The organism is Streptomyces sp. NPDC001220 (assembly GCF_053597895.1).
Genome location: NZ_JBSFJE010000004.1, coordinates 490077 through 514969 on the forward strand (window position 1 = coordinate 490077; position 24893 = coordinate 514969).

25 protein-coding genes are annotated in these 24893 nt (G+C 72.6%); 9 read left to right on the forward strand and 16 right to left on the reverse strand.

Translation table 11 applies throughout. The annotated features are described in order from the left end of the window. Nucleotide 1 precedes the first annotated feature (1 nt). Nucleotides 2-673, reverse strand: coding sequence for a TetR/AcrR family transcriptional regulator (locus ACWDGI_RS12800; RefSeq protein WP_450758227.1), 672 nt, complete (start codon nucleotides 671-673; stop codon nucleotides 2-4). Between the two features lie 255 nt (nucleotides 674-928). On the opposite strand from ACWDGI_RS12800, the gene ACWDGI_RS12805 reads away from it, so the two are divergent. The 3 genes from ACWDGI_RS12805 (at nucleotide 929) to ACWDGI_RS12815 (ending at nucleotide 4757) form a co-directional block, all read left to right on the forward strand. After that, complete coding sequence (locus tag ACWDGI_RS12805) at nucleotides 929-1975, forward strand: LacI family DNA-binding transcriptional regulator (RefSeq protein ID WP_450758229.1); 1047 nt, start codon at nucleotides 929-931, stop codon at nucleotides 1973-1975. A 121-nt stretch (nucleotides 1976-2096) separates the two neighbouring features. Continuing rightward, nucleotides 2097-3533 (forward strand): aldehyde dehydrogenase family protein, encoded by a 1437-nt coding sequence (locus tag ACWDGI_RS12810; RefSeq protein ID WP_450758231.1) that lies wholly within the window; start codon nucleotides 2097-2099, stop codon nucleotides 3531-3533. Between the two features lie 303 nt (nucleotides 3534-3836). Continuing rightward, entirely contained in the window at nucleotides 3837-4757 is a 921-nt protein-coding gene (locus ACWDGI_RS12815; RefSeq protein ID WP_450758233.1) for an aldo/keto reductase, read from the forward strand. Nucleotides 4758-4838: 81 nt separating this feature from the next. On the opposite strand, the gene trxA is transcribed toward ACWDGI_RS12815, so the two are convergent. Next, nucleotides 4839-5219 carry a thioredoxin gene (gene trxA / locus ACWDGI_RS12820; protein ID WP_450758235.1) on the reverse strand — a complete coding sequence of 127 codons (381 nt, stop codon included), beginning with the start codon at nucleotides 5217-5219 and terminating at the stop codon, nucleotides 4839-4841. A gap of 133 nt (nucleotides 5220-5352) precedes the next feature. Here trxA and ACWDGI_RS12825 point away from each other — a divergent pair, with 133 nt between their 5' ends. Next, nucleotides 5353-6780 (forward strand): dihydrolipoyl dehydrogenase family protein, encoded by a 1428-nt coding sequence (locus ACWDGI_RS12825; protein ID WP_450758237.1) that lies wholly within the window; start codon nucleotides 5353-5355, stop codon nucleotides 6778-6780. A 129-nt stretch (nucleotides 6781-6909) separates the two neighbouring features. Here the strand turns inward: ACWDGI_RS12825 and ACWDGI_RS12830 are convergent, their stop codons facing one another. Next, nucleotides 6910-7038, reverse strand: coding sequence for a hypothetical protein (locus ACWDGI_RS12830; RefSeq protein WP_450758239.1), 129 nt, complete (start codon nucleotides 7036-7038; stop codon nucleotides 6910-6912). Nucleotides 7039-7081: 43 nt separating this feature from the next. Further along, nucleotides 7082-7726, reverse strand: a complete 645-nt coding sequence (locus ACWDGI_RS12835; RefSeq protein WP_450758241.1) for a peptide deformylase — start codon at nucleotides 7724-7726, stop codon at nucleotides 7082-7084. A gap of 124 nt (nucleotides 7727-7850) precedes the next feature. On the opposite strand from ACWDGI_RS12835, the gene ACWDGI_RS12840 reads away from it, so the two are divergent. From ACWDGI_RS12840 to ACWDGI_RS12850, 3 genes are all read left to right on the forward strand, one after another. After that, on the forward strand, nucleotides 7851-9299 hold the full coding sequence (locus tag ACWDGI_RS12840) for a PepSY-associated TM helix domain-containing protein (RefSeq protein WP_450758243.1): 1449 nt from the start codon (nucleotides 7851-7853) through the stop codon (nucleotides 9297-9299). A gap of 81 nt (nucleotides 9300-9380) precedes the next feature. Further along, nucleotides 9381-9797, forward strand: a complete 417-nt coding sequence (locus ACWDGI_RS12845) for a BlaI/MecI/CopY family transcriptional regulator (protein ID WP_351742906.1) — start codon at nucleotides 9381-9383, stop codon at nucleotides 9795-9797. Between the two features lie 6 nt (nucleotides 9798-9803). Next, nucleotides 9804-10724: a M56 family metallopeptidase gene (locus ACWDGI_RS12850; RefSeq protein ID WP_450758245.1), complete on the forward strand. Its 921-nt coding sequence runs from the start codon at nucleotides 9804-9806 to the stop codon at nucleotides 10722-10724. Between the two features lie 107 nt (nucleotides 10725-10831). Here ACWDGI_RS12850 and ACWDGI_RS12855 read toward each other — a convergent pair whose 3' ends face one another. Then, complete coding sequence (locus ACWDGI_RS12855) at nucleotides 10832-11179, reverse strand: tetratricopeptide repeat protein (protein ID WP_365793332.1); 348 nt, start codon at nucleotides 11177-11179, stop codon at nucleotides 10832-10834. 212 nt (nucleotides 11180-11391) lie between these two features. Between ACWDGI_RS12855 and ACWDGI_RS12860 the strand changes: the two genes are divergently transcribed. After that, on the forward strand, nucleotides 11392-12240 hold the full coding sequence (locus tag ACWDGI_RS12860) for a chitosanase (protein ID WP_450758247.1): 849 nt from the start codon (nucleotides 11392-11394) through the stop codon (nucleotides 12238-12240). A 77-nt stretch (nucleotides 12241-12317) separates the two neighbouring features. On the opposite strand, the gene ACWDGI_RS12865 is transcribed toward ACWDGI_RS12860, so the two are convergent. Genes ACWDGI_RS12865 through ACWDGI_RS12875 form a run of 3 tightly spaced genes read right to left on the reverse strand, consistent with a single transcriptional unit; the run spans nucleotide 12318 to nucleotide 14298 of the window. Next, on the reverse strand, nucleotides 12318-13124 hold the full coding sequence (locus ACWDGI_RS12865) for an SAM-dependent methyltransferase (protein ID WP_450758249.1): 807 nt from the start codon (nucleotides 13122-13124) through the stop codon (nucleotides 12318-12320). A gap of 41 nt (nucleotides 13125-13165) precedes the next feature. Continuing rightward, nucleotides 13166-13426: a DUF397 domain-containing protein gene (locus tag ACWDGI_RS12870; RefSeq protein ID WP_351742891.1), complete on the reverse strand. Its 261-nt coding sequence runs from the start codon at nucleotides 13424-13426 to the stop codon at nucleotides 13166-13168. Then, nucleotides 13423-14298, reverse strand: a complete 876-nt coding sequence (locus ACWDGI_RS12875) for a helix-turn-helix domain-containing protein (RefSeq protein ID WP_450758251.1) — start codon at nucleotides 14296-14298, stop codon at nucleotides 13423-13425. Before ACWDGI_RS12875 ends, ACWDGI_RS12870 begins: the two co-directional genes overlap by 4 nt. A gap of 349 nt (nucleotides 14299-14647) precedes the next feature. Here ACWDGI_RS12875 and ACWDGI_RS12880 point away from each other — a divergent pair, with 349 nt between their 5' ends. Beyond that, nucleotides 14648-14974 (forward strand): ATP-binding protein, encoded by a 327-nt coding sequence (locus tag ACWDGI_RS12880; protein WP_450758253.1) that lies wholly within the window; start codon nucleotides 14648-14650, stop codon nucleotides 14972-14974. A gap of 212 nt (nucleotides 14975-15186) precedes the next feature. Here ACWDGI_RS12880 and ACWDGI_RS12885 read toward each other — a convergent pair whose 3' ends face one another. The 8 genes from ACWDGI_RS12885 to ACWDGI_RS12920 all read right to left on the reverse strand — a co-directional run bounded on the left by ACWDGI_RS12885 (nucleotide 15187) and on the right by ACWDGI_RS12920 (nucleotide 24643). Beyond that, the gene (locus ACWDGI_RS12885) at nucleotides 15187-16113 is read right to left on the reverse strand and encodes an endo alpha-1,4 polygalactosaminidase (RefSeq protein WP_450758255.1); all 927 of its coding nucleotides are present in this window, start codon (nucleotides 16111-16113) and stop codon (nucleotides 15187-15189) included. Next, entirely contained in the window at nucleotides 16110-16772 is a 663-nt protein-coding gene (locus tag ACWDGI_RS12890) for a spherulation-specific family 4 protein (RefSeq protein WP_450758257.1), read from the reverse strand. Before ACWDGI_RS12890 ends, ACWDGI_RS12885 begins: the two co-directional genes overlap by 4 nt. After that, entirely contained in the window at nucleotides 16769-17662 is an 894-nt protein-coding gene (locus ACWDGI_RS12895) for an NAD-dependent epimerase/dehydratase family protein (protein ID WP_450758259.1), read from the reverse strand. Before ACWDGI_RS12895 ends, ACWDGI_RS12890 begins: the two co-directional genes overlap by 4 nt. A gap of 7 nt (nucleotides 17663-17669) precedes the next feature. After that, entirely contained in the window at nucleotides 17670-18383 is a 714-nt protein-coding gene (locus tag ACWDGI_RS12900) for a nucleotidyltransferase family protein (RefSeq protein ID WP_450758260.1), read from the reverse strand. A gap of 43 nt (nucleotides 18384-18426) precedes the next feature. Then, entirely contained in the window at nucleotides 18427-19428 is a 1002-nt protein-coding gene (locus tag ACWDGI_RS12905; protein ID WP_450758262.1) for a GDP-mannose 4,6-dehydratase, read from the reverse strand. 40 nt (nucleotides 19429-19468) lie between these two features. Next, complete coding sequence (locus ACWDGI_RS12910; RefSeq protein ID WP_450758264.1) at nucleotides 19469-20887, reverse strand: hypothetical protein; 1419 nt, start codon at nucleotides 20885-20887, stop codon at nucleotides 19469-19471. Further along, nucleotides 20884-22401, reverse strand: coding sequence for a GT4 family glycosyltransferase PelF (gene pelF, locus ACWDGI_RS12915; protein ID WP_450758266.1), 1518 nt, complete (start codon nucleotides 22399-22401; stop codon nucleotides 20884-20886). The genes ACWDGI_RS12910 and pelF overlap by 4 nt, the downstream gene beginning before the upstream one ends. A 112-nt stretch (nucleotides 22402-22513) precedes the next feature. After that, complete coding sequence (locus ACWDGI_RS12920) at nucleotides 22514-24643, reverse strand: hypothetical protein (RefSeq protein ID WP_450758268.1); 2130 nt, start codon at nucleotides 24641-24643, stop codon at nucleotides 22514-22516. Nucleotides 24644-24893: the final 250 nt, after the last annotated feature.

The window sequence follows — 24893 nt, forward strand, 5'->3', positions numbered from 1 at the left end:
CCTAGTCGTGAGGTTCGGGTACGGCGGTACGTTCGATGCCGTTGATCAGGGCCTGGAAGGCCCAGGACGCACGGGCCCCGGGCGGCCCCGACAGGAGCAGCCCGGACGCGGCGGCGATGTGCGGATGGGTCCGCTCCGACACCTCGCCGAGCGCGTGGCCGAGCGCGTCCCAGTCACCCCGGGACTCCCCGCCCGCGTGTTCGGCGGCGGTCGCGGTGGCGCGCTGGAGCAGCAGGTCGACGCCCCAGGCGGCCCGCTCGCGCGGTACCCCGCCCTCGTCGAGCAGGCCCAGCAGGTTCTCGATCAGGTCCAGGTAGTGCGGGCCGCTCGGCCACGCGGTCAGAGCGGAGCGGGCGAGGCTCGGATACTCCAGGAGCAGCTGCGTGTACGCGACGAGCACCCGCTCCAGCCGCTCCCGCCAGTCACCCTCGGCCGGAGCCGGGGCCAGGGTGCCGAGCAGTTCGTCCAGGACCGCCGCGTGCAGCTCGGCGGTGTTGCGGACGTAGACGTACAGCGAGGCCGGGCCGGTGTCGAGCTCCTGTGCCAGGCGCCGCATGGTGACCTTCTGCAGGCCCTCGGCGCGCAGGACCTCCACGGCGACGCCGACGATGCCCTCTCTGGTCAGGGCGGGCTTGGCGGGGCGCTCCCGGCGGGAGCGGGGGGTTGCTGGCATGCGTCGACTGTAACGAACATGTTCGTCGCGAACAAGTTCGGAACGAACATGTTCGTAGCGGCGTGTCGTCAGCGGCGTCGCGAGGGGCCTCGCGAGGGGCGTCGTGAGGGGCGTCGTGAGGGCGCCGCGAGCTGCGTCCTGACCGGCATTCTGGGCGGCGTCGTGAGTGGTGCGACGGGGGGCATGGTGGGCCCAATTCGTGCAACGGTGAACCACCTTGCCCCGCCGGTCCCCCCTCCCCGGCCTTCTGCCAAGATGCCGTACGTCATGGTGCAGATACCGAATACGCCCTCGGCAGCGTTGCCGACTCCGCGCTCGGTCCCCACGAGCGCCGATGTGGCCCGTCTGGCCGGCGTCTCCCGCGCGACCGTCTCCTACGTCCTCAACAACACCAGTGCCGTACGGATCAGTGAGCCCACCCGCCGCCGGGTCCACGAGGCCGCGAAGGAACTGGGGTACGTCCCGCACGCGGCCGCCCGCAGTCTGCGCGCCGGCCACAGCCGGATGGTCCTGATGCCCGCCCCGGCCATGCCGATGGGCCCGCTCTACGGCCAGTTCATCAACGACCTCCAGTGGGCCCTCAGCCGCCTCGACTACACGGTCGTCCAGTACGGCACCGCGGGCCTGAGCGGGGACGAAGCCGCCCGTGCCTGGGCCGAGTTGAGACCGGTGGCCGTGCTGGTCCCGGGCGCCGGACTCGGCACCGAGGGCGTCGCCGTCCTCAAACGGGCCGGTGCCCGCGCAGTGGTCACCCTCGGCCCCGAGCGGGTCGACGGCGCACACGCCCTGCTGATGGACCATGACGCCGTCGGCCGCTGCGCCGGCGCCCATCTGTACGCCCGTGGGCGGCGCCGCATCGGCGTGGTCGTCCCCGAGGAGACCGGCCTGGAGACCTACTCCCGGCCCCGCCTCGAAGGCGTCCGCCGGGCCCTGTACGGCACCGACGCCACGGTGACCGAGCTGCCGCTCGGCTTCACGGAGGAGTCTGCGTCCGAACTCGCCGCGCACTGGCGGGAGTTGGGGGTCGACTCGGTGTTCGCGTACAACGACGAGTACGCGATGCTCTTAATGCGCGCCCTCCAGGACGAGGGCGTGCGTGTCCCCGAGGACGCCGCCGTGGTCGGCGCCGACGACCTGATGCTCGGCCGGCTGCTGCGGCCCCGGCTCTCCACGATCCACATCGAACTGCCCTCCGGCCGTGAGCTCGCCGAACTGGTCGACCGCGTGGTGCGCGACCCGGGCGGCGCACCGGAGACGCACGAGGTGCTCGGCGCCTCGGTGGTACGGCGCGAGTCCAGCTGATGGGTCACCCTGGTCGGGGCGGTGCTTTTCCGGGCCCCCTGACTAGGATGTTGCGCGCTCAACAAAACGGCTCACGGGCGCCGTGGGCCGCGCAACCCCGGTGATCGATCGGAGAGCCGTCATGCCGCTGCTCGACCCGAAGACCTGGCAGGCGAGCGCCCTGTCCGGCCCGCAGTACGCCGTCACCGAGCCCGCCACCGGCGACACGCTCGGCACGGTCACCCTGGCCGCCCCCGCGGACGTCTCCCCGGCCGCCACGGCGGCCGGCGCCGCGCAGCGCGAGTGGGCCCGCGCACCGCACTTCGTGCGGGCCCAAGTCCTGCGCCGCGCAGGTGACTTGTTCACGGAGCACGCCGACGAACTGCGCGAGTGGCTCGTCCGCGAGTCCGGCTCCATACCCGGCAAGGCGGACTTCGAACTGCACGTCGCCGCCCAGGAGTGCTACGAGGCCGCCGCCCTCGCCTCCCGCCCGGTGGGCCAGGTGCTGCCCAGCGAGGCGCCCCGGCTGTCGTACACCCGCCGGGTCCCGGTCGGTGTGGTCGGGGTGATCGCGCCCTTCAACGCGCCGCTGATCCTCTCCATCCGCTCGGTGGCGCCCGCCCTCGCGCTGGGCAACGGGGTGGTCCTGAAGCCCGACCCGCGCACCGCCGTCTGCGGCGGGCTCTCCCTCGCCGCGGTGTTCGCCGAGGCCGGCCTGCCGGAGGGGCTGCTGCAGGTACTGCCCGGTGCGGCCGGCGTCGGTGCGGCGCTGGTCGAGGACCCGCGGATACCGGTGATCTCCTTCACCGGATCGACGGCCGCCGGCCGCGCGGTCGGCGAGGCCGCGGGCCGCCGTCTGAAGCGTGCCCATCTCGAACTCGGCGGCAATTCCGCCCTGATCGTCCTGGAGGACGCCGACCTCGACGCGGTGATCTCCACCGCCGCCTGGGGATCCTTCTTCCACCAGGGCCAGATCTGCATGACCACCGGACGGCACCTGGTCCACAGCTCCCTGGTCGAGGAGTACGTCGAACGCCTCGCCGCCAAGGCGGACTCCCTGGCCGTCGGCGACCCGCACCGCGAGCAGGTCCACCTCGGCCCGATCATCGACGACGCCCAACTCGCCAAGATCCACGGTCTGGTGGAGGCGAGCACCGCACAGGGCGCGAAACTGGCCGCCGGCGGCACCCACGAGAACCTCTTCTACCGGCCGACCGTCATCTCGGGCGTCGACGACCGCACCCCCGCCTACGCCGAGGAGGTCTTCGGGCCGGTGGCGCCCGTGCGCGCCTTCGCCGACGCCGACGAGGCCGCCGCCCTCGCGGCCGACAGCGCCTACGGGCTCTCTCTCGGCATCGTCACCCGGGACGCGGCGCGCGGTCTGGACCTCGCCGAACGCATCCCGACCGGCATCGTCCACATCAACGACCAGACGGTGAACGACGAGGCCGTGGCCCCCTTCGGCGGCGTCGCCGCCTCCGGCACCGGGGCACGGTTCGGCGGCGAGTCCAACCTCGAGGCGTTCACGGACGTGCGCTGGACGACCGTGCGCGGGGACGTGGCGCCGTACCCCTTCTGAGCCGCGCCAGATCGAGTGGTCCGGGCCGAGGCGTCCTTCGCCCCGCTGCCCGGGGGTGAGGGCCGTCATCCATGGGGCTGCCGCACCCCCCCGCATGATCGGCCCCATGCCCTGCTGCTAGAATGGCGATCATCGCGTGAGCCTTCCTGGTGCGGATTCCGGTCCCCCAGGGAGGCTTTTTTCATGCCGCCCGCCCCGGCGCCGGCCGACCCGCTTCGACGTGCTCGCCCCGCCGAGCGCCCCGAACGCGTCGCGCCCACCCGCCGGGTCCCCGTTTCCCGTCCGCCAGAGGAGATCCATGTCATGAGCCCACGCACGAACATCTCGGCAGCCGCGGGTACTTGGCGACTCGGTGACCTGACCGTCAACCGCGTCGGGTTCGGCGCGATGCGCCTGACGGGTACCGAGCCCTTCGACCGCGGTCTGCCGCGGGACCGCGACCGGTCGATCGGCGTGCTCCGGCGGGCGGTCGAGCTCGGCGTGAACCACATCGACACCGCCGCCTTCTACTTCTCGGCGACGCGCTCCGCCAACGAGCTGATCAACCGGGCGCTGGCACCGTACCCGGAGGAACTGGTCATCACCACCAAGGTGGGGCCGGGCCGCGACCCCTCGGGCGCGTGGTGGTGGGCCGCACCGGCCCAACTGCGCGGCCAGGTCGAGGAGAACCTGCGCCAGCTCGGCCGCGATCACCTGGACGTGGTGAACCTGCGCGTGCCGCCGAGCGGGCGGACCGGCTCGATCGGCGAGCACTTCGGCGCGCTGGCCGAGCTGCGCGATGCCGGGCTGATCCGCCACCTGGGCCTCTCCAACGTCACGGCCGAGCAGCTGACCGAGGCCCGGGCCATCGCCCCCGTCGTCTGCGTGCAGAACCCGTACGGGATCGGAGCGGCGAGCGGGGAACGGGCACTTCTGCGGCTCTGCGGTGAACTCGGCCTCGCCTTCGTCCCGTTCTTCGCGATCGCCGGGCCGGGGCGCGAGGCGGGTCCGGTCGCCGGTGACGGCGAGGCGGTGCACGCCGTCGCCCGCGCGCACCGTGTGTCCGTCGCCCAGGTCCGGCTGGCCTGGACCTTGCAGCAGGGGCCGCACGTGCTGGCGATCCCAGGGACCGGCGATCCGGACCACCTGGCGCAGAACATGGCGGCCGGCGCGCTGCGGCTGTCGGAGGAGGAGATGGCAAGCCTCACTCGCTGCGGGACCGCCCCCCACGGCGGACGATCTTAAAGACATAGCCGCGGTTAGAAAATCTAACTGCGGCTATGTGTCGTTACTCAAGCGATGGCTTGTCACCCGGGCGGCAGGCCGTCACTCGCCCTGCGCGCTGCCCTGCTGCGCGGCGATGCTCTTGCGCACCTCGTCCATGTCCAGCTTGCGGGCCTGGCCGATGACGTCCGTCAGCGCGGCCTCCGGCAGGGCACCCGGCTGGGCGAAGACGGCGACCTGGTCGCGGACGATCATCAGGGTCGGGATCGACTGGATGTCGAAGGCCGCGGCCAGCTCGGGCTGCGCCTCGGTGTCGACCTTGGCGAAGACCAGGTCCGGGTTGTCCTGCGCGGCCTTCTCGTAGACCGGGGCGAACATACGGCACGGGCCGCACCAGGACGCCCAGAAGTCGATGAGAACGAACCCGTTCTCGCTGACCATCTGGTCGAAGTTCTCCTTGGTGAGTTCCACGGTGCTGCTCATGCGTGCTTCCCTCTTCCTGATGTGGGGGGCGCCCCGCTCCGGGACGAGCCGTCCGCACAACACGTCCGACCGGGTGGGTATTCCGGCCACTACCCGTGTGGCCCCCGCGCACACCACCCGCGAGACTGACCCCATGACGGAAACGGAATCCATCGCTTACGACGTCGTTGTGCTCGGGGCCGGGCCCGTGGGGGAGAACGTCGCCGACCGCACCCGTGCGGCGGGACTCACCACCGCGGTCGTGGAGAGCGAACTCGTCGGCGGCGAATGCTCGTACTGGGCGTGCATGCCCAGCAAGGCCCTGCTGCGCCCGGTCATCGCCCAGGCCGACGCCCGCCGCCTGCCCGGCCTCGCCCAGGCGGTACAGGGCCCGCTCGACACCCCCGCGGTCCTCGCCCGCCGCAACTACTTCACCTCGAACTGGAAGGACGACGGTCAGGTCGCCTGGCTCGACGGCATCAGCGCCGACCTGTACCGCGGCCACGGCCGCCTCGCCGGACCCCGCACGGTCACCGTGACCGGCCCCGACGGCACCCTCACCACCCTCACCGCCCGGCACGCGGTCGCCGTCGCCACCGGCACCCGCGCCCAGCTGCCCCACCTGCCGGGACTCGCCGAGGTCAAGCCCTGGACCAGCCGGGAGGCCACCAGCGCCCAGGAGGCGCCCGGCCGGCTGATCGTCGTCGGCGGCGGTGTCGTCGCCACCGAGATGGCCACCGCCTGGCAGGCCCTCGGTTCCCGGGTCACCCTGCTGGTCCGCGGCAAGGGCCTGCTCAACCGCATGGAGCCGTTCGCCGGTGAACTCGTCGCCGAGGCGCTCAAGGAGGCCGGCGTCGACGTCCGCACCGGCACCTCCGTCGAGTCGGTGACCCGCGAGAACGGCACGGTCGTGGCCGTGACCGACACCGGTGACCGCATCGAGGCCGACGAGATCCTCTTCGCCACCGGGCGCGTCCCGCACACCGACGACATCGGCCTGGACACCGTCGGCCTCGAACCGGGCTCCTGGCTCACCGTCGACGACACCCTCCTGGTCGAGGGCACCGACTGGCTCTACGCCGTCGGGGACGTCAACCACCGGGCGCTCCTCACCCACGAGGGCAAGTACCAGGCCCGGATCGCGGGCGCCACCATCGCCGCCCGCGCCTCGGACACGCCCCTCCTGGACGGCCCCTGGGGGGCGCACGCGGCCACCGCCGACCACCACGCCGTACCGCAGGTCGTCTTCACCGACCCGGAGGCGGCGGCGGTCGGCCTCTCCCTCGCGGAGGCGGAGCAGGCCGGATACCGGGTGCGCGCCGTCGACGTCGAGTTCTCCTCGGTCGCCGGGGCGGGGCTGTACGCCGACGGTTACAAGGGCCGTGCCCGGATGGTCGTGGACCTGGAGGCGGAGATCCTGCGCGGGGTCACCTTCGTGGGCCCGGGCGTGGGCGAACTGATCCACTCGGCGACGATCGCGGTCGCTGGGCAGGTGCCGATCAGCCGGCTGTGGCATGCGGTGCCGTCTTATCCGACGTTGAGCGAGGTGTGGCTGCGGTTGCTCGAGGCGTACCGGGGCTGAGGGCCGAAGGGGGGTTTCCGGCCGTGGGTCGTCCGCGGCGCCGTCGTGGCTGGTCGCGTCCACACGGCGGAGCCGCACATGGACACGGCCCCGCGCCCCTTCGGGGGCGGTTCCGCGGGGCGGTCCTGGTCAGGGCAGCTTGAAGCCCAGCTCCGCCGTCGTCGGGGTCGGGGTCGGCCGGTCCAGCGCTCCGCCGTCGGTCGTCCGCGGCGCCGTCGTGGCTGGTCGCGTCCACACGGCGGAGCCGTACATGGACACGGCCCCGCGCCCCTTCGGGGGCGGTTCCGCGGGGCGGTCCTGGTCAGGGCAGCTTGAAGCCCAGCTCCGCCGCCGCCGTCGTCGGGGTCGGCTGGGTCCAGCGCTCCGCCGTCGCCTCCGTCGACGACAGCGAGCGCAGCTCCGCGCGGTCCAGGTAGAGCGTGCCGTCGAGGTGGTCGGTCTCGTGCTGGACGATCCGGGCCGGCCACCCCGTGAACACCTCGTCGACCACGCGGCCGTGCTCGTCCTGGCCGCGCAGCCGCACCTCGGCGTGCCGGGCCACCACCGCCTGGTAGCCCGGCACGCTCAGGCAGCCCTCGAAGAAGGCGGCACGGGCGTCGCCGACGGGCTCGTAGACCGGGTTGACCAGGACGCGGAACGGCTGCGGGACCCGGCCGCGGGCGACGGCGATCTCCTCGGGTACCGGCGCCGGGTCCTCGATCACCGCGATCCGCAGCGGTACGCCGACCTGGGGCGCGGCCAGGCCCACGCCCGGCGCCGCGTGCATGGTGTCGCGCAGCGCCCCGACGAACCGGGCCAGCAACTCGGGGCCCAGTTGGCCGTCGTACGGCTCGGTTCCGCGCCGCAGGACCGGGTCGCCGGCCGCGACGATGGGCAACGGACCGCCAGCGGCGAGGAGTTCCTCGATCCGCTCGGCAAGAGGTGCGCGATCACTGGGAGATGCCATCGCGCCAGCATGCCATGACCGTGAATGTGACGCGGGTCACTTTACCTGCCGGGAACTCGTTCCCGGCACTCTCCGACTACTGGACCGTCCCCGCTCTCACACGAGTCCCCCGGAGAAGCCCCCGATGTCCATCACCCCCTCGACCTCCCCTCATCCCGGCTCCGCTCGACCGGGGGGACCCCCATCGGACGAGGCACCGAAACCGACCCCACCGGCCGCGCCCCCGAGCCGCTGGGCACCGCTGCGCCCGCTCGTCCTGCGTCTGCACTTCTACGCCGGCGTCCTGGTCGCCCCGTTCCTGCTCGTCGCCGCCACCACCGGCCTGCTGTACGCCTGTTCCTTCCAGGCCGAGAAGCTGGTGTACGCCCATGAGCTGACCGTCCCGGCGGGCAGGTCCGAGCTGCCGGTCTCCGAGCAGGTCGCCGCGGCCCGCGAGGCCCACCCCGAGGGGACCGTCTCCGCGATACGGCCCGCCCCGGAGGCCGGCGCGACCACCAGGGTGCTGCTGTCCGGGGTGAAGGGCGTCGGCGCCGACCACACCCTCGCCGTGTTCGTCGACCCGTACACCGGGAAGGTGCGCGGCGCGCTCGAACAGTACGGCTCGACCGGCGCGCTGCCGCTGCGCACCTGGATCGACGAACTCCACCGCGATCTGCACCTCGGCGACACCGGGCGGCTCTACAGCGAGTTCGCGGCGAGCTGGCTGTGGGTGATCGCGAGCGGCGGCCTGGTGCTGTGGTTCTCCCGGCGGCGGGCGCTGCGCAAGGTGCGCGGCACCGGCGGGCGGCGGCGCACCCTCGGCCTGCACGGCAGTGTCGGCGTCTGGGCCGCCGCCGGTTTCGTCTTCCTGTCGGCGACCGGCCTGACCTGGTCCACCTACGCCGGTGCCAACATCGACGAACTGCGCACCTCGCTCGGCCAGTCCACCCCGTCCGTCTCGGCGGCCGCGAGCGGCGGCGAACACGCCGGGCACGACATGACGTCCATGACCGGCGCCGTCACCGACCACGGCGTGGGCCTGGACAGGGTGCTCGCCGCCGCCCGCGCCGAGGGTCTCGGCAACCCCGTCGAGATCGTCCCGCCCGCCGACGCGAACAGCGCCTACGTCGTCCGGCAGGTCCAGCGCAGCTGGCCCGAGAAACAGGACTCCGTCGCCGTCGACCCGGCCACCGGCGAGGTGACCGACGTCCTGCGGTTCGCCGACTACCCGGTGCTCGCCAAACTCACCCGCTGGGGCATCGACCTGCACACCGGCATCCTCTTCGGCATCGTCAACCAGCTCGCCCTGGCGCTGCTCGCGCTCTCCCTGATCCTGCTGATCCTGTGGGGCTACCGCATGTGGTGGCAGCGCGGCCGCGGCTCCGCCTTCGGCCGGCCGATCCCGCGCGGTGCCTGGGCGGAGGTCCCGCCGTACCTGCTCGTCCCGGCGATGGGGGTGATCGCGGTGGTCGGCTACTTCGTGCCCCTGCTCGGGATCCCGCTCGCCGCGTTCATCGTCGTGGACATCGTGCTCGGCGAGATCGCGCACCGCCGCGGGCGGCGGACGTACGGGGGCAGGGGCGGCGTGAAGTAGCGTGGTCAGACACGCCGACGCGGGTGTCCTCACACGCCTGCTCGCGTGTCAGACACGCCGACGCCGGAGGGAGACGGGGCTATGGTGCGGGCCCGGCGGGGGCAGGGGGAGCTGGAGGGCCAGGTGCTGGGCGCGCTGCGCGAGGCCGGCGGTCCCGTCACCGCCGCCTGGGTGCAGGAGCGGCTCGGCGGCGACCTCGCCTACACCACCGTGGTGACCATCCTGACCCGGCTGCTCGCCAAGGACGTCGTCGCCCGGGAACGGCAGGGCCGCGCCTTCCTGTGGACGCCGACCGCCGACGTGGCCCGGCTCGCCGCTCTGCGGATGCGCCGGCTCCTCGACGGCGAACGGGACCGCGAGGCCGTCCTGGCGAGCTTCGTCACCGCGCTGCCGCCCGGCGACGAGCAGGTGCTCCGGGCGCTCCTGGAGACCGCGGGACCGGGCCGGGTGAACAGTCGGAACACCTCGCACACCGACCACGGCGGTACGGAAGACTGACCGCCCATGGGGGTCTTCGTCTTCCTGCCGCTGGTCCTGCCGCTGACCGCCTGGCCGGTCGCCCGGCTGGCCGAGGGACGGCTGCATCCGCGCACCGCGACCCGGCTGCTCACCGCGGTGGCCGTGGTGATGGCCGGGTGCAGCACACTCTGCCTGGCCCTGCTGATGGTGGTCGGCACCGCCCAGCTCCCCGGCAATCCCCTCCCCGACGCCTGGTCCGACCCGGAGGTGCGGGCCGCCGTGCCACAGGACGAGATCGCGGGCCGCGCCGCCATCCCCGCGCTCGGCGTGGTCGCCGTGCTGTGCGGGCGCACCCTTCACCGGCACCGGCGGGTCACCCGGCTGGCCCGGCGGGCGCTGACCGGACTGCCCGGCCGGGAGGTCGCCGTCCTGCCCGACCGCACCCCCTACGCCTACGCGCTGCCCGGCCGGATCGTCGTCACCACCGCCCTCCTCGACGGCCTCGACCCCGGTGAGCGCCGGGCCCTGTTCGCCCATGAACGCGCCCATGTCGCCGCCCGGCACCACCGCCACCTGCTCGCCGTGCACCTGGCGGCCCGCGCCAACCCCTTCCTGCGGCCCCTGCGCACCGCGGTGGCCTACACCGCCGAGCGCTGGGCGGACGAGGTGGCGGCCCGCGCGGTGGGGGACCGGCACACGGTCGCCCGGGCCATCGGCAGGGCGGCGCTGCTGTCGCGAGGCACCCCGGCCCCCACCCTGGCCGCGTTGGCCGCCACCGGCCCGGTGCCGCGCCGGGTCGCCGCGCTGCTCGGTCCGGCCCCGTCGTCCGGCGGCTGGCCGTCGGCGTTCACCGGGGCCGGTCTCGCCGTCTGGGGCGCGGCCGCGGGCACCTTCGTGTCGGCGATGTCCTCCGCGAACTCGGCGGTCACTCTCTTTCTGATCCTGCACGCGGCCACCCCCCTCTGACGGCACCGGCCGGCCTCGACGGCCTGTCGGCCCGGCTGCCGGAACCGGTGGCCGCCGGACACCGAGAAGGGCCCCGGGGAGACCCGGGGCCCTGGTGATCCGTTCCGCTACTCCTGCGGGAAGTCGCCCGCCAGCGCCGAGGCGAGACGCAGATGCGGCTCCGCCTCCTCGTGCCGGGCCTGCCGCTGGAGCGTGCGGCCCAGCATCAGCCGGGCGTAGTGCTCCACCGGGTCGCGCTCGACGATCTCGCGCAACTCGGCCTCGGCGCGGCCCAGTTGAGCCGAGTGGTAGTAGGCACGTGCCAGCAGCAGCCGCGGTCCGGTCTGCTCCGGCACCTCCTCGACCAGCCCGGCGAGCACCCGTGCGGCGCCCGCGTAGTCCTTGGCGTCGAAGAACAGCTGGGCGCGGTCCCAGCGTTCGGCGAGAGTTCCCTGGTCGTAGTACGTGGTGTCCACTCGTGACCTCCTCGAGGCCGTCAACGGACGCAGTTGGTTGAATATTCCACCATCTCCTCGGCCGGGTCCCGCCGCCGTGCCGTGGTCCGTACCTGTCTTGTTCGACCCTACGAACTTTCTGCGTGACGGGTACACATCACCGACGGGCTCTGATAGGAAACCTTCCTAATAGTGGATCCCCAGTCCACCCCCCACCACCTTCTGGAGCCCACGTGAGGCACCCGAACAACCCCACGACGACCCCTGCCCCGACCTCCCGGCGCACCCTGCTGGCCCTGCTCGGCGCGTCCGCGGCCGGTGCCGTACTGCTGCGTCCCGCGCACGCCTCGGCCGCCTCGGCGGCCGCGAGCTGTGTGGGCCTCGACGACCCGGCGAAGAAGGAGATCGCCATGAAGCTGGTGTCGAGCGCGGAGAACTCCTCGCTCGACTGGAAGGCGCAGTACAAGTACATCGAGGACATCGGCGACGGCCGCGGCTACACCGCCGGGATCATCGGATTCTGCTCCGGCACCGGCGACATGCTCGACCTCGTACAGCTCTACACCGACCGCAAGCCCGGCAACGTCCTCGCCAAGTACCTCCCGGCGCTGCGCCGGGTCAACGGAACCGACTCGCACTCCGGCCTCGACCCGAACTTCCCCGCGGACTGGCGCAAGGCCGCCCAGGACACGGCCTTCCAGCAGGCGCAGAACGACGAGCGCGACCGGGTGTACTTCAACCCGGCCGTCCAGCAGGGCAAGACGGACGGGCTCGGCACGCTGGGGCAGTTCGCCTACTACGACGCCATCGTCATGCACGGCGACGGCGACGACCCCACCAGCTTCCGCAACATACGCAAGCGCGCCCTCGGCAAGGCGAAGCCGCCGGCGCAGGGCGGCAACGAGGTGACGTACCTCAACGCCTTCCTCGACGCGCGGGTCTGGGCCATGAAACAGGAAGAGGCGCACAGCGACACCACCCGCGTCGACACCGAGCAGCGGGTCTTCCTGAGCAAGGGCAACCTGTGCCTGAACACCCCGCTGGACTGGAAGGTGTACGGGGACAGTTACCACATCGGCTGACCTGTTCCCGGGGCTGTTCCGGGCTGTTCGGGCTGTCGTGCCGCCGTGTCACCGTGCGGTACGGCAGCCCGTCCGTGCTACGGCTTGATGCCCACCCCGGTCCACAGGCTGACCTCCGCGTCGCCGGCGGTCGATTCGGAGTCCGGGCGCCAGTGGTGCGCCAGGGAGACGCCGGGGTCGAGCAGTTCGAGCCCGTCGAAGAACCGCGTCACCTCGTCGCGGGTGCGGAACCGCACCGGAGTGCCGCCGTTGTGGTAGATCTCGGCGACCTTCTCCCAGGAGTCCGGGTCGAAGTCGGGGGTGACATGGCTCAGGGCGAGCGCGCTGCCCGAGGGGACCACGTCCAGCAGCCGGCTGACGATGCCGTACGGGTCCTGGGCGTCCGTCACGAAGTGCATCAGCGCGTTGAGGGACAGCGCCACCGGCCGCTCGAAGTCCAGGATCTCGGCCAGCTCGGGGGCGTCGATCAGCGCCTGCGGGTCGTTGACGTCGGCCTCGATGTACGTGGTGCGGCCCTTTACGTTGCTGCGCGTCAGACGCTCGGCGTACTTGAGCACCAGCGGGTCGTTGTCGGCGTACACGACCCGTGCGTCGGGGACCACGGACTGGGCCACCTGGTGCAGGTTCGGCTCGGTGGGGATGCCGGTGCCGATGTCCAGCCACTGCCGGATGCCGTGCTCCCGGGCCAGGACACGGGTGGCCCGGTGCATGAAGGCGCGGTTCTCACGGGCGGCGACGAAGACGCTGGGGTAGGCGGACGCCACGCTCTCGCCGGCCTGCCGGTCGACCTCGAAGTGGTCCTTGCCGCCGAGGTAGTAGTCGTACATACGGGCGGAGTGGGGCTTGCTGGTGTCGATGTCCCGCGCCGCGTGCGAGTCGGTCATCCTGAACCTTTCGGAGGGGTGCCCGGGGGGGAGGGGGGAGGTCACCCAGTGGTCAGATGGTCGGCGAGGCCCCGCTTGACCCCGGCGACGAACGCCGTGATCTCTTCGGGGGTGTAGATCAGCGCGGGGCCGGCGGGGTCGGTCGACTGGCGCAGCGCCACCCGGCCGTCGGCGAGTTGCTTCGTCTGCACGCACTGACCTCCGTTGGGGCCGCTCCAGGGCGATTCCCAGCCCTGCTCACCCAGGTCCGCGGCGGGCATGCCGTTGTACACGTCGTGGGCACTGCCGTCGATGATGGTCATGCGTACTCCTTGCGCATGTGGTTCAGGAGCGCCCTGCTCTGTGCCTCGGAGGTCAGCAGGGACATGCGGTTGTGCGCCTCCAGATGGGCGACGACGTCGGGGCGCTGGTCCAGGTACATCGCGCCGGAGAGGATCTCGCTGTAGACGACGTCGGGAAGCTCGGGCTCCTCGAAACGGAAGTAGGTGAACGGGGCGCACGCGCCCATGTGGGCACCGGCGGTGAACGGCACGACGTCGACGCTGACGTGGTCCAGCCCCGAGACCTCCAGGAGCCGTTCGATCTGCGTCCGCATCACCTGGGGGCCGCCGACCACCCGGTGCAGGACGGCCTCCTCCATGACCACCCACAGGGTGGGCGCGTCGGCCCGCTCCAGCAGGGCCTGCCGGCGCAGCCGGAGGTTCACGCGCCGGTCCAGCTCCTCGTCGCGGTCGTTCGGGAAGCCGCCGCTCAGCACCGAACGCGCGTACTCGGGGGTCTGCAGCAGTCCCGTGACGTAGTGCGGCTCATAGGTGCGCAGGGTCTTGGCACCGGTCTCCAGGCTCACATAGGCGCTGAACCAGGTGGGCAGCACGTCACGGTAGGTGTGCCACCAGCCGGGCTCGTTGGCCCGCTCGGCGAAGGCGACGAACTCGGCGGTCTCCTGCCGGTCGGCGCCGTAGGTCTCGAGGAGTTTCTCCACGTAGAGAGGCTTGAGGGCCACCTCCGCCTTCTCCAGGCGGCGGATGGTCAGGGGAGCGACCCGCAGCGCCCGCGCCGCTTCGTCCAGTGACACGCCCGCTTCCTGGCGCCGCTCCTGGAGCCTGCGGCCCAGGATCATGCGCAGCACGGTGGGCGCACTGGCGCTGCTCGCGTTCGACCGGCCTTCGCTCACGCACCACCTCCCGAGGGAACGTCACCGGCACAAGTTTGACAGGCACTTGATGAAGCGACCACACCGACACCGGCATTCTGAAATTATCAGGGAGTCGGTTGCAGGGTGAACCCGACTGCGCGCATAGTTACTTGAGTAAATCGCGGTCACGCTCACGGGCAACGTACGTCTCCCGTGCGGACGTTGCTCAGTTCTGCCTGCTCCCCGCCGCAGCCGCCTCACGGAAGGCAACCACGTGTCCCCCCACGCGACCTCCCCGCTCGACCTGTTAGACGTAGCCGACCCCGACCTGGCGCACTGGATCGAGCTGCCCGCGCACCGCTCCAGCGTCAGAGTCGCCCGCCGCTCCATGAGAGAGCGCCTGAGCGCCTGGGGGATGCCCGGCGAGCTGTGCGAGGACGCGGTGCTGCTCGTGTCCGAGCTGGTCACCAACGCCATCAGACACACGTTCAGTGTCCGCATCCTGTGTGGCATGGGCATGATCACCGACGGGTGTGTGCGGCTGGAGGTGCACGACCACGACTATTCGCGGCGGGGTCTGCTCCGGCGTGAGCCGGGGCCCGACGACGAGGGCGGCAGGGGGCTGCTGCTCGTCGGGGAACTCGCCGACTCCTGGGGCGTCGACCGGTCCCGGCTCACCAGCGGCCACGCCGTGTGGGCCACACTGACGCCCTGACACAGGCGCCGGGCACCCAGGGGGGATGGGCGGGTGCCGGGTGGGTGAGTTGGGGGACTCGCCCGATCCGACTCTGCGGAACACCAGCAGAGCCGGCGCCGGCCCCGGTGAGCACGGTCGCCCCTTGTAGGGGGAGGGCGACCGCGCTCACCGGGGCACTTCCACATCCACCGGCTCCGGAAGCGGCCGGCCGCGGTCCGGCTCCACCGCCGTCAGCAGGGCTTGCGCCACACCCCCAGTTCCAGCTTCTTCTGCATCGACGACAGGCCCAGCCGCCGGGACTCGGCGCAGAAGGCACTGGGCGGTTCCTTGTACTCGACGTGGAACACGGCCTTGCCCGCCTCGACGAACGGGACGAGGCGGGCGCACTCGTCGTACTGGGCGCACTCCTCGTTGACCGCGAAGTCGAAGTCGGCGAGCAGTCGCGGGATCTGCGGGAGGTCGTTCTTCAGGCCCACGGACAGGCCGCGCACATGCGCGATGTCCGCGATCATGCGGTTGTAGCGGAGCTGGTCGGCGGCGGTGAGGCGGAACCCGGTGTCGTTGCCGTACCCCTCCACCAGGTCGGGCTCGACCGCGTCGAAGCCCTTGTCACGGCACATGTCGAAGCGCCGCTCCATGATCGGCCGCAGCACGGACAGCTTGCGGATGTCCAGCCAGCGCTCGCCGGCCCAGCCATTGGTGCGGCCCAGCACCGAGCGCGGGAAGTCGCCCTTGTCGGGCCGGAAGTCCTCCCAGGCGCCGACGTTCACGTAACAGATGACCTTCCGGCCGGCGGCGTGCAGCCGGGCCACGTCCGCCTCGGAGTTCTCGAAGCCGTCGATGTCGTAGACGGGCACGTCCACCGTCGGCCTGACCTCTCCGTCCAGCTGCCACTGCCAGGCCAGGCCGGGCTTGGGTCTCCACCGCACCCGGGCGGGGTGTCCCCCGGAGGAGCCCGTCGGCGTGGCGGTGGGCGAGGCCGGGTGGACGCCGGCGGTGTCCGACGGCTCGGCGACGGGGGAGCCGGGCGGCGTGGTCGAGGAGTCAGCGGGCCCGGAGGGGGACCTGGGGTGCGCGGAGGACGCGTCCCGGTGCGCGGAGCAGCCCGCCAGCAGCCCCGCCAGGACGGCCGCGGTCAGTACCACCCGTGCCCTCACCGCTGCGCTCCGGCCAGGGCCGGGGTCAACTGCGCCCAGGGATTGGGCGGTTCGCCGGTCACCGGACCGCACACCGCCGCGCCCCGCTCGTGCGCGGTGCGTACCGCGAGCGGGACGAGGGGCTCGGGCACACCGTAGACCAGGTGGCACAGCCGCTCCGGCGGCTGCCGGGCGGCCCACGCCGGTCTGCTGAACGCCGAGACGTACGTGGACCAGTGCCCCTCGAAGGTGACGGTCAGGTCGGCGAGACGGACATAGCCGGGCGCCGGGTGCACGCCAGGGTTGAGCACGACCGTCCCGGCGCCCGCTCTCCGTACGGCACGCACCAGCCGGCGGCAGGCCGGCAGCGCCTCCGCAGTCGCCGTCACCCGGTCGAGAAAGCAGCCGTCGGCCGCGTACCACTCCTCGTACCGGCGCACGTCCTCGATGACGTCGGCCGGTCGGCGCATCCCGTAGTCGGTGTCGACGTACCCGAGGAGGAGCGCTCCGGCCGACCGCAGTGCGTCGGCCGCGGCGCCGAACGCCGGGTCAGGGCGGTCGCCGGGGCCGTTCGCCGGGTTGAGGACCACCCCGTAGGTGCCCTTCGCGCCGCTGATCAGGCGGTGCCAGGCACCCGGGTCCTCGGTCGGGTGCACATACAGCGGAATCAGCAGGCTCACCGCGTACCGTCGCTCTCCCACAGCGCGGCCAGCGCGTCCTCCAGCGTGTGCGCCGGGCGCCAGCCCAGGGCCCGCTCGGCGGCGGAGATGTCGGAGCACTGCCACGACACCCGCGCCGAACGCACCGAGCCGCCCGCGCTCTCCTCGACACGGCCGCGGAAGCCGGCCCGGGCGGCCAGCGCGTACACCAGCTCCCGCACTGGGACGGCCCGGCCGCCGCCGATGTTGAGGACAGGCGGTGGCGGGCCGCCGACGGTGGCCGCGAGGACCACCGCACGGGCCACGTCCCTCACGTCCACGAAGTCGCGGTACGCCGACAGGTCGCCGAGGCGCAGTACCGCCTGCGGGTCCGGACCCGCCTCGCGCAGCAGCGCGGTGATCCGGCCGGGCAGCGAGGCGGCCGGCGCCCCGGGTCCCACCGGGTTGCCCACCCGCAGCACCACCGCGTCCAGGCCGGACGTGGTCACCGCGACCGTGCCCGCCAGCTTGGTCGCGCCGTACGGGGCCGCCGGGCTGGTCGGCGCCGACTCGGTGACCGGTGCGTCCGGGGTGCCGGGGCCGTACTCGGCGGCGGAACCGAGGTGCACCAGACGGGCCGTCGGTGCCGCGTCGCGCAGCGCGGCACAGAGCACCGCCGGGCCGCGGGCGTTGACCTCGGCGAGCCCCACCGCGTCGCCGCCGGTCGTGCCCGCACAGTTGACCACGGTGTCGGGCGCGACGGCCGCCAGGATCTTGGCCAGTTGCTCCGGGCGGACGGCGGCGAGGTCGACGTGGTGGTCCGCGCCGGCCGAGCGGCCGCCGCCGAGGACCTGCGCGCCGGGCACGGCCCGCAGTCCCGCGGCGACATGGGTGCCCAGATAGCCGGAGTGGCCCAGGACGAGAATGCGCATGACGAGCTCAGGCTCCCTTGAGCAGAAGCGACTTGCGGGTGGTGAACTCGGCGTTGGCCCGGTCGTAGTCGTCCGGGCGGCCGATGTCCAGCCAGTACCCGTCGAACTCGTAGGCGTGCGGGGGAGTTTCGGCCTTGAGCAGATCCAGCACCAACTCGTCGAAGCCGAGCGGGAGTCCGGGCGTGTAGTCGTCCAGCGTCGCACGGGACAGCCCGTACACGCCCATGGAGACCCGGTAGTCCATGCTCGGCTTCTCGGTGAAGGCGACGACCTTGCTGTCGTCGGTGGTCAGCACCCCGAAGTCGATGTGCACCTGGCGGGAGTAGGTGGCGATGGTCAGCGGGGCACCGGAGAATCTGTGCCGGTCCAGGACGTCGGCGTAGTCGAGGTCGGTGAGGACGTCGCCGTTCATGACCAGGAACGTCTCGGGCAGCCGGTCACGCAGGTTGAGCAGCGGGCCCATGGTGCCCAGCGGGCTCTCCTCGGTGGCGTAGTCGACGGTCACGCCCCACTGGGAGCCGTCGCCGACATAGGCGCGGATGATCTCGCCGAGGTGGCCGATGGCCAGGGTGACGCCGGTGAAGCCGGCGGTGGAGAGCTGGCGCAGCACGATCTCCAGGATCGCGTGCTGGTCGCCGATCGGGACGAGCGGCTTGGGCAGCGCGGTCGTGTAGGGCCGCAGCCGGACGCCCTTGCCTCCGGCCAGAATCACTGCGTGCATGGGGCTCCTCCTTCGTGTACGTGCGCAGACGTGCCGGACGAGGTCAGATGTTGTAGATGCCGGTCTTGTACCGGGCGAGGTTGGCCGGGTCGCGGAAGAACTCCACGGTCTGGCCGAGGCCCTCCTCCAGGGAGTGCCCGGGACGCCAGCCGGTGGCCGCGGTGAGCCGGCTCGCGTCGGCGACCAGCCGCATCACCTCGGAGCCCGCGGGCCGGATCCGGGCCTCGTCCTCGCGGACGTCGACGGCGGTGTCCATCACCTTGCCGATCAGGGCGACCAGGTCGCCGACCGAGATCTCCCCGCCGGTACCGGCGTTGAAGGCACGGCCCACCACCCGCTCGGCCGGCGCGGTGCCGACCGTCAGGAACGCCCGGGCGGTGTCCTTGACGAACATGAAGTCCCGGGAGGGACGCAGGTCGCCGAGGGTGATGGTGCGCTCCCCGGCCGCCAGCTGACCGATCACCGTGGGGATCACCGCGCGCATCGACTGGCGCGGCCCGAAGGTGTTGAACGGCCGCAGTGTCACCACCGGGGTGTCGAAACTGGCGTGGTAGCTGTCGGCGAGCCGGTCCCCGCCGGCCTTCGAAGCGGCGTACGGGGACTGGGTGTTGATGGGGTGGTCCTCGGTGATCGGCACGGTCCGGGCGGTGCCGTAGGTCTCACTGGTCGAGGTGTGCACCAGCCGGGGCGTGCCGAGCGCGCGAACCGCCTCCAGCACGTTGAGCGTGCCGGTGACGTTGGTGTCCACGTAGCTGTGCGGGGCCTGGTAGGAGTACGGGATCGCGATCAGCGCGGCCAGGTGGTAGGCGGTGTCGGCGCCTTCCAGGAGGCCGCGGACCGAGCCCGGGTCCCGGACGTCGCCGAGGACGATCTCCACCTGGTCCAGGACGTCCTGGGACAGGGTCTCCAGCCAGCCGTAGGAGGAGAAGGAGTTGTACTGGGCCATGGCCCGTACCCGGTGCCCGGAGGCGACCAGCGCCTCGGTGAGGTGCGAGCCGATGAAACCCTCGGCCCCGGTGACGGCGGCGAGCGGTTGGGAGGTCAACTGCGGTGTCCTTCCGATCGGTTGTGCGTGGGGGGAGTGACTATCCGTGCGGGGCGGGGCGGCCGAGCAGCACCAGCGCGCCGGCCGCGAGACAGAGCGCGGCGGCGCCGCAGCACAGGGGCAGGGCGAGACCGGCCCCGGGCAGGTGGAACAGGGAGAACGCGCCGGCGACGGCGGCGGCGGTGAGACAGAGCGCGGCCGACGGCCAGGCCGCACCGAACGCCTGGAGCAGCAACGCGGTCCACAGCGTGGCCGCGAGCAGCAGCAGGGTGGCCGGACCGGCGCCCGTGAGCAGGGCGGCGGGCAGCAGCGGCGCCAGGTAGAGCGCCAGACAGAGGGCGAGGATGCCGGCGGAACGCAGCAGGAAGGCGGCGGGGGTCGCGGTGGCGCGCAGCGCGCCGACCGACAGCCCCCGGTAGCGGTACAGCAGCCATTCCGCGGGCCCCATGCTCACGGTGAGCACGATCACCGCGTACGGCTCCTCGCGCCCCTCGAGGAGCACCAGTACCCCGGCGGCCAGCCCGAACAGGCCGTACGGCAGGGACCACAGCACCTTGGGCCGGTGGCCGCCGGTGACGGCCGGGACCGAGAGGGCCTGCCACAGCACCCACCCGGTGACCGCTAGCGTCGCGGCGAGCGCCAGCAGCGGAAGCCCGGCCCGCAGCGCACGGCCCGGCTCCCACCAGGGCAGCACGGCCGCACCCGCGATCAGCGGACTGAGCGCGGCCAGCAGCAGCCGTTCCCGGGCCAGCACCAGCAGCACACCCGCCGCCGCCAGGTACAGCGACTGGGCCGCGGCGGCCGCCGCGGCCCAGTCGCCCCCGGAGACCAGGGCGGCGGCAGCCGTGGCCGGTACCGCCCCGGCCGGTGCGCCGATGAGGAGAGTACGGGCCGCCTCGTGCCGTCCAGCCGTCATCCGCAGATGGGCGCGGTGGCCGAGGGCCTGCCCCCACGCCCAGGAGACCAGCCCCGCCACGACCAGCGCGGGCGCGTGCCCGGCCGCGTGCCACAGCGGAGCGGTCAGCGGATACGCCAGTCCGGGCAGGGCGAACAGCACCCCCCGCAGCAGACAGCGCACGGTGTCCGGGCGCCACGGGTCGGCCGCGGGCGCCGGTTCCGGGAACGCCCTGGGCACCCGTTCGTAGAGCGCCGAGGCGAGCGAGAACAGGTTCGGGTGGCCGTACCGCTCGTTGATCAGGGCGGCGGACAGGCCCTCCGACTCCAGCAGCGCGGCCACTTCGTAGGGGTGGACGGCGGGGCCTATCCGGTCGGCGAGTTCGGCGGCGAGTTCGCTGACCGTGTCCTCGTCCGGGCCGCGCCGGGGCAGCCGTATGGTCAGCGTGGTGTCGTCGAGGGCCCAGCGCGGCCGGCGGCGGGGCGCCGGCCGGGGCTCGGCCAGCCGCAGGGCCAGCGTGTCCTGTTCGGAGCCGCCGGGTTCGAGGGACATCGGTCCGCTCACAGGGCCACGCTCCCGGTGACGGACGCCGTGGGCAGCTCGGCCGCGGCGGCCCGCCCGGACGCCGACCGCCGTGCGCGGTCGGAGAGTTCGAGGTAGATGGCACGGAAGGTGTCGATGGTCTGCCGGAGGGTGAACTGCTCGATCACCCGCAGTCGCGCCGCCTCGCCCATCGCCCGGCGGCGCGCCGGATCGCCCAGCAGCTCGAGGGCGGCCGCGGCCATCGCCGCCGGATCGCGTGGCGCGACGACCAGCCCGGTGTCGCCGACGGCCTCCCGGACCCCGCCGACGTCCGTGGAGACGGTGGCCCGCCCGCAGGACATGGCCTCGATCAGCGTGAACGGGAAGCCCTCGCTGATGGAGGAGAGCATCACCACGTTGCCGGCCGCGTACGCGTCCTTGATGTCGTCGACGCGGCCCTCGAAGGTCACGGCGTCCCCGTGCCCCGACTCGGCGGCCAGGGCCTCGCAGCGCTCCCGGTAGGCCTCGCCGCCCCGGGGCGTCCCGCCGAACAACCGCAGCCGGGCCTCGGGGACCTGGGCGCGCACCAGGGCGAAGGCCCGGATCAGGGTCTCCAGGTCCTTGATGGGGTCGACCCGGCCCGCCCAGCTGAGGGTGGGCACCTCCGGCTCCGGTCCGGCCGCCGGGAACCCGGCCGGGTCCACGCCGTTGTAGACGGTTCGGACGGCCTCCGGATCGGCGCCGCCCTCCTCCTCCCAGAGCCGGTTGTAGCGGTTGCCCGGGGTGATCAGGGCCGCCTTGCGGTAGGACTCGCGGGCCAGCAGCCGGAAGAACCCGAGCACGACCGCCTTCACCGGCCAGCGGTAGGGCGCGGTCCGATAGCCGAGGTAACGTTCCCGCAGGTAGACGCCGTGTTCGGTGAGCAGCAGCGGGACCCCGTGCCGCTCCAGGGCGGCCAGCCCCGGCAGCGCGGCGACGCCACCGCTCACCGCGTGCGCGACCCCGCTCTCGGGCAGCGGAGCGGTCATCGGGCGAAGCGCGTGCTCGAGGAGCGCGGTCGCGGTGAGCGCGTCGTGCAGGGTGGGCCGGGCCTCGCGCACGGCCAGCCCCGGCCGGTTCCACAGCGAGCTCAGCACGGTGATCGCGGTGTCGGCGCGCAGGAACGGGCTGAGTGTGCCGTCCGCCGCGGCCCGGGCCAGGGCGTACAGGGCGGGCGGGAAGCCGTCCTCCTCCCGGGGGTCGAGCAGCGCGGTGAGGAACCGGGCGTAGGCGTCGGCGAGTTGGCGGCGGGCCCGGCCCCGGGGCGGGCGGCCCGGCGGCGGGTCGCCCCACATGGGCACGGACCACACGTTCGAGACGTGTGCGGGCAGGTCCCAGACGACGGGTTCGCGTCCGGTGCCGGTGACGGCGACGATGTCGAACTCGAAGTCGGGCATGCCCTGCACCAGTTGGTCGCACCAGACGCTGACGCCACCGTGACTGTGCGGGTAGGTGCCTTCGGTGAGCAGGGTGACGCGCGTAGTGCGGGTGCCTGGCGCGCCGTCGAGAAGGGGCATCGGTGTGCTCCACGGCCGAGGTGTGGGGTGGTCGTGCCGGTCCCGGCCGCCGCGCGGCGGCCGGGACCGCGGGTCTGTTCTCGCTTCGGTCGTTGGTGCTGCGGAGCGCCGTTCAGTCGCCGGCGGTGGCGGGTACCGACTCGGTCACACCCGCGGGGACCCGGGTACGGGGTGCCGGATCCGTGGCCGGGCCGGTGGAGCCGGCCGTGACCGCCGGGGCGGTGGTGGTGGCCGGCAGGGCGAGGACGATCGGGTCGCCGGCCGAGGGGGTCCAGCCGGAGACGGCGCCCGCGTACGCGGTGCCGAACGCGGTGCCGGCCACGGTGGTCCCGGTCGGCAGGGTCGCGGTGACCTCCAGGCCGGCCGGCGCGTCGACGGTCACGGCGTCGCCGATTCGGTAGGCGGTGACCTGACCGGCCTGGAGCGCGGCCTGCCATTCGGCCCGGCGCTTCAGCTCGGTCCCGATGTCCTTCAACCGCAGGTTCACCACGGGGGTGTTGTCCGCGAACAGGGCCCGGTAGCCGTCGAGCACGCCGTCCAGCACCGGGTAGGCGATGCGGTCCTCGGCCAGGTTCGACTGGTGGATGTAGTGCGGCCGGGGGTCGCCGGACAGCACGTGTCCGAGGGCGATCCGGGTCTCCAGCGGCACGATCTGGCCGGTGTAGCCGGTGCTGGTGTCCAGTGGCTGCGACAGACAGGTGGTGGTCGCCGGGTTGTCCTCGCAGACACCGCTGCCGCCCTGGGCACGACTGGTGTAGAGCCAGTTGTACTCGTCGACCTCCTCGGAGGCCTTGCCCGCGTTGTAGAAGACGTTCATCGGGTAGCGGGGGACGGTCTCGGCCGCGCCGACCTGACGCTGCTGCGGATCACGGGAGTTGTCGGAGCCCAGCCAGTCGACGCCGTTGGCGGCGAGGGCGGCCGCCAGGTTCGGGTTGTCGTCGGGCTGCTGCGGCAGGATCCGCATCCCGGAGTGCTCACCGGTGACCAACTCGTCGTTCTCCAGGGGGAGTCCGTTGGACTGGGCCCAGACCCGGTTGGTCGCGATCTCGTCGGAGATGTCGTTCTCGCTGACCCACTTGGTGCTGCCGTCGGCGTTGGTCTCGCAGACCCACGGCACCACGGCGGTGTTCTGCACGCAGCCGAGGAAGGCGTGCGTGTAGGTGTGGTTGATCCAGCGGAAGTCGTTCTTGTCCGCGATCAGCTTGTCGGCGAGCTGGTCGACGCCGTTGTCGTCCTCGCGCTGGTCGACGCTGCCGGAGCCGTTGAAGGCGAGGTCGAGGGTGAAGTCCTTGCTCTGCTCCCAGGCCAGCGCGTGGTCGACGTCGGCGGACGTCATGCGGATGGGGTCGGGCGTGGCGTTCGGGTCGGTGCAGTCGACGTCGCCGGGCGTGCAGTCGAGCTCGGTGTTCCAGCGGTCGTCGGCGGCGAACAGGTCGTCCACGTGCACCGCGAAGTAGTTGCGGGAGGCGCCGAGGTGCACCCCGCCGGTCATCCACTCGACGATGCCCCGGGCCAGCAGCCGGAACTGCTCCTGGGACTGGTTGTAGACGAAGGTGACGACGAGCTCGCGCCGGCCGTCGTGCCGGTACTCGCCGATCAGGGAGCCCTTGGTCGACGACCCCGGGATGGTCGCCTCGACGTAGGGCGTGAAGTCGGCGCCGGCCGCCGGCTGTGCGAGGTAGGCGTAACTCTCGCCCACGGACGGGTCGTTGTCCTCGAAGGGCACGGCGCCGTCGAGGTATCCGAAGGGGCCCGCCTGGCCTGCGGCGGTCACGTCGGCCTGGGCGCCGTCGAGGCTGCCGGAGTAGCCGGCGCTGCCGACCGGGTACTGCAGTCCGGCTTCCGGACGTGCGTAGGTATAGGCATCGACCTGGGGGATCTGGTAAACCTGTTCGTACGCTGTGAGTGCCGCCATCTCGTTCGAACCGGCCGCGAACGGGTTGTCGTTGGGCAGCACCACGGCCTGGAACCTGGCGCGCGGTCGCCCGTCGACGGTGTCTGCCAGGAAGCTCGCGTCGATCGTCTGCCGTCCCGACCCGGTCAGATCGATCTCGGTGAACGGAGTTCCGGCGTCGGTCAGTTCGGCTGCGATGGCATCGGTCGACGGGCCCCCGTCGCTGACCACCAACACCCGCAGGTCGATTCTGGGCGCGTCGTCGGCGTGGGCCGTGCCGGCCGGCAGGCCGAGCGTGGCTATGAGCGCACCGACCGTGAGCACGGTCGTGCGTAAGGTCCGCTTCATGCGGTGAATGTCCCCTCCCGGGCAGGGGTGAGTACGGCTCCGTAGAGCGGACGCACCCCCTACGCCGACGTCGGCTTCCCTCTGAGAGGCCCGTTCGCCGACGCATCCGTCGCGTCACATAGTGGTGTCTGTGTGTAGCTTTCGTGGTCGCGCTGCGAAACATGACGGAAAAGAGCAGGCGACCAACAGGCCCTCGATGGAACCGAGTTGCCTGATTTTCCGTCCGCGGTGCAGGCCGGGCCCTCGATGG

Bases quoted from the DNA above. Each gene is read 5' to 3' on its own strand.
- ACWDGI_RS12920 (WP_450758268.1), bottom strand. From the start codon at position 24,643: ATGAAGCGGACCTTACGCACGACCGTGCTCACGGTCGGTGCGCTCATA.
- trxA (WP_450758235.1), bottom strand. From the start codon at position 5,219: ATGAGCAGCACCGTGGAACTCACCAAGGAGAACTTCGACCAGATGGTC.
- ACWDGI_RS12865 (WP_450758249.1), bottom strand. From the start codon at position 13,124: ATGACCGACTCGCACGCGGCGCGGGACATCGACACCAGCAAGCCCCAC.
- ACWDGI_RS12840 (WP_450758243.1), top strand. From the start codon at position 7,851: ATGTCCATCACCCCCTCGACCTCCCCTCATCCCGGCTCCGCTCGACCG.
- ACWDGI_RS12850 (WP_450758245.1), top strand. From the start codon at position 9,804: ATGGGGGTCTTCGTCTTCCTGCCGCTGGTCCTGCCGCTGACCGCCTGG.
- ACWDGI_RS12845 (WP_351742906.1), top strand. From the start codon at position 9,381: ATGGTGCGGGCCCGGCGGGGGCAGGGGGAGCTGGAGGGCCAGGTGCTG.
- ACWDGI_RS12895 (WP_450758259.1), bottom strand. From the start codon at position 17,662: ATGCGCATTCTCGTCCTGGGCCACTCCGGCTATCTGGGCACCCATGTC.
- pelF (WP_450758266.1), bottom strand. From the start codon at position 22,401: ATGCCCCTTCTCGACGGCGCGCCAGGCACCCGCACTACGCGCGTCACC.
- ACWDGI_RS12835 (WP_450758241.1), bottom strand. From the start codon at position 7,726: ATGGCATCTCCCAGTGATCGCGCACCTCTTGCCGAGCGGATCGAGGAA.
- ACWDGI_RS12870 (WP_351742891.1), bottom strand. From the start codon at position 13,426: ATGACCATCATCGACGGCAGTGCCCACGACGTGTACAACGGCATGCCC.
- ACWDGI_RS12815 (WP_450758233.1), top strand. From the start codon at position 3,837: ATGAGCCCACGCACGAACATCTCGGCAGCCGCGGGTACTTGGCGACTC.
- ACWDGI_RS12810 (WP_450758231.1), top strand. From the start codon at position 2,097: ATGCCGCTGCTCGACCCGAAGACCTGGCAGGCGAGCGCCCTGTCCGGC.
- ACWDGI_RS12805 (WP_450758229.1), top strand. From the start codon at position 929: ATGCCGTACGTCATGGTGCAGATACCGAATACGCCCTCGGCAGCGTTG.
- ACWDGI_RS12880 (WP_450758253.1), top strand. From the start codon at position 14,648: ATGAGAGAGCGCCTGAGCGCCTGGGGGATGCCCGGCGAGCTGTGCGAG.
- ACWDGI_RS12900 (WP_450758260.1), bottom strand. From the start codon at position 18,383: ATGCACGCAGTGATTCTGGCCGGAGGCAAGGGCGTCCGGCTGCGGCCC.
- ACWDGI_RS12800 (WP_450758227.1), bottom strand. From the start codon at position 673: ATGCCAGCAACCCCCCGCTCCCGCCGGGAGCGCCCCGCCAAGCCCGCC.
- ACWDGI_RS12825 (WP_450758237.1), top strand. From the start codon at position 5,353: ATGACGGAAACGGAATCCATCGCTTACGACGTCGTTGTGCTCGGGGCC.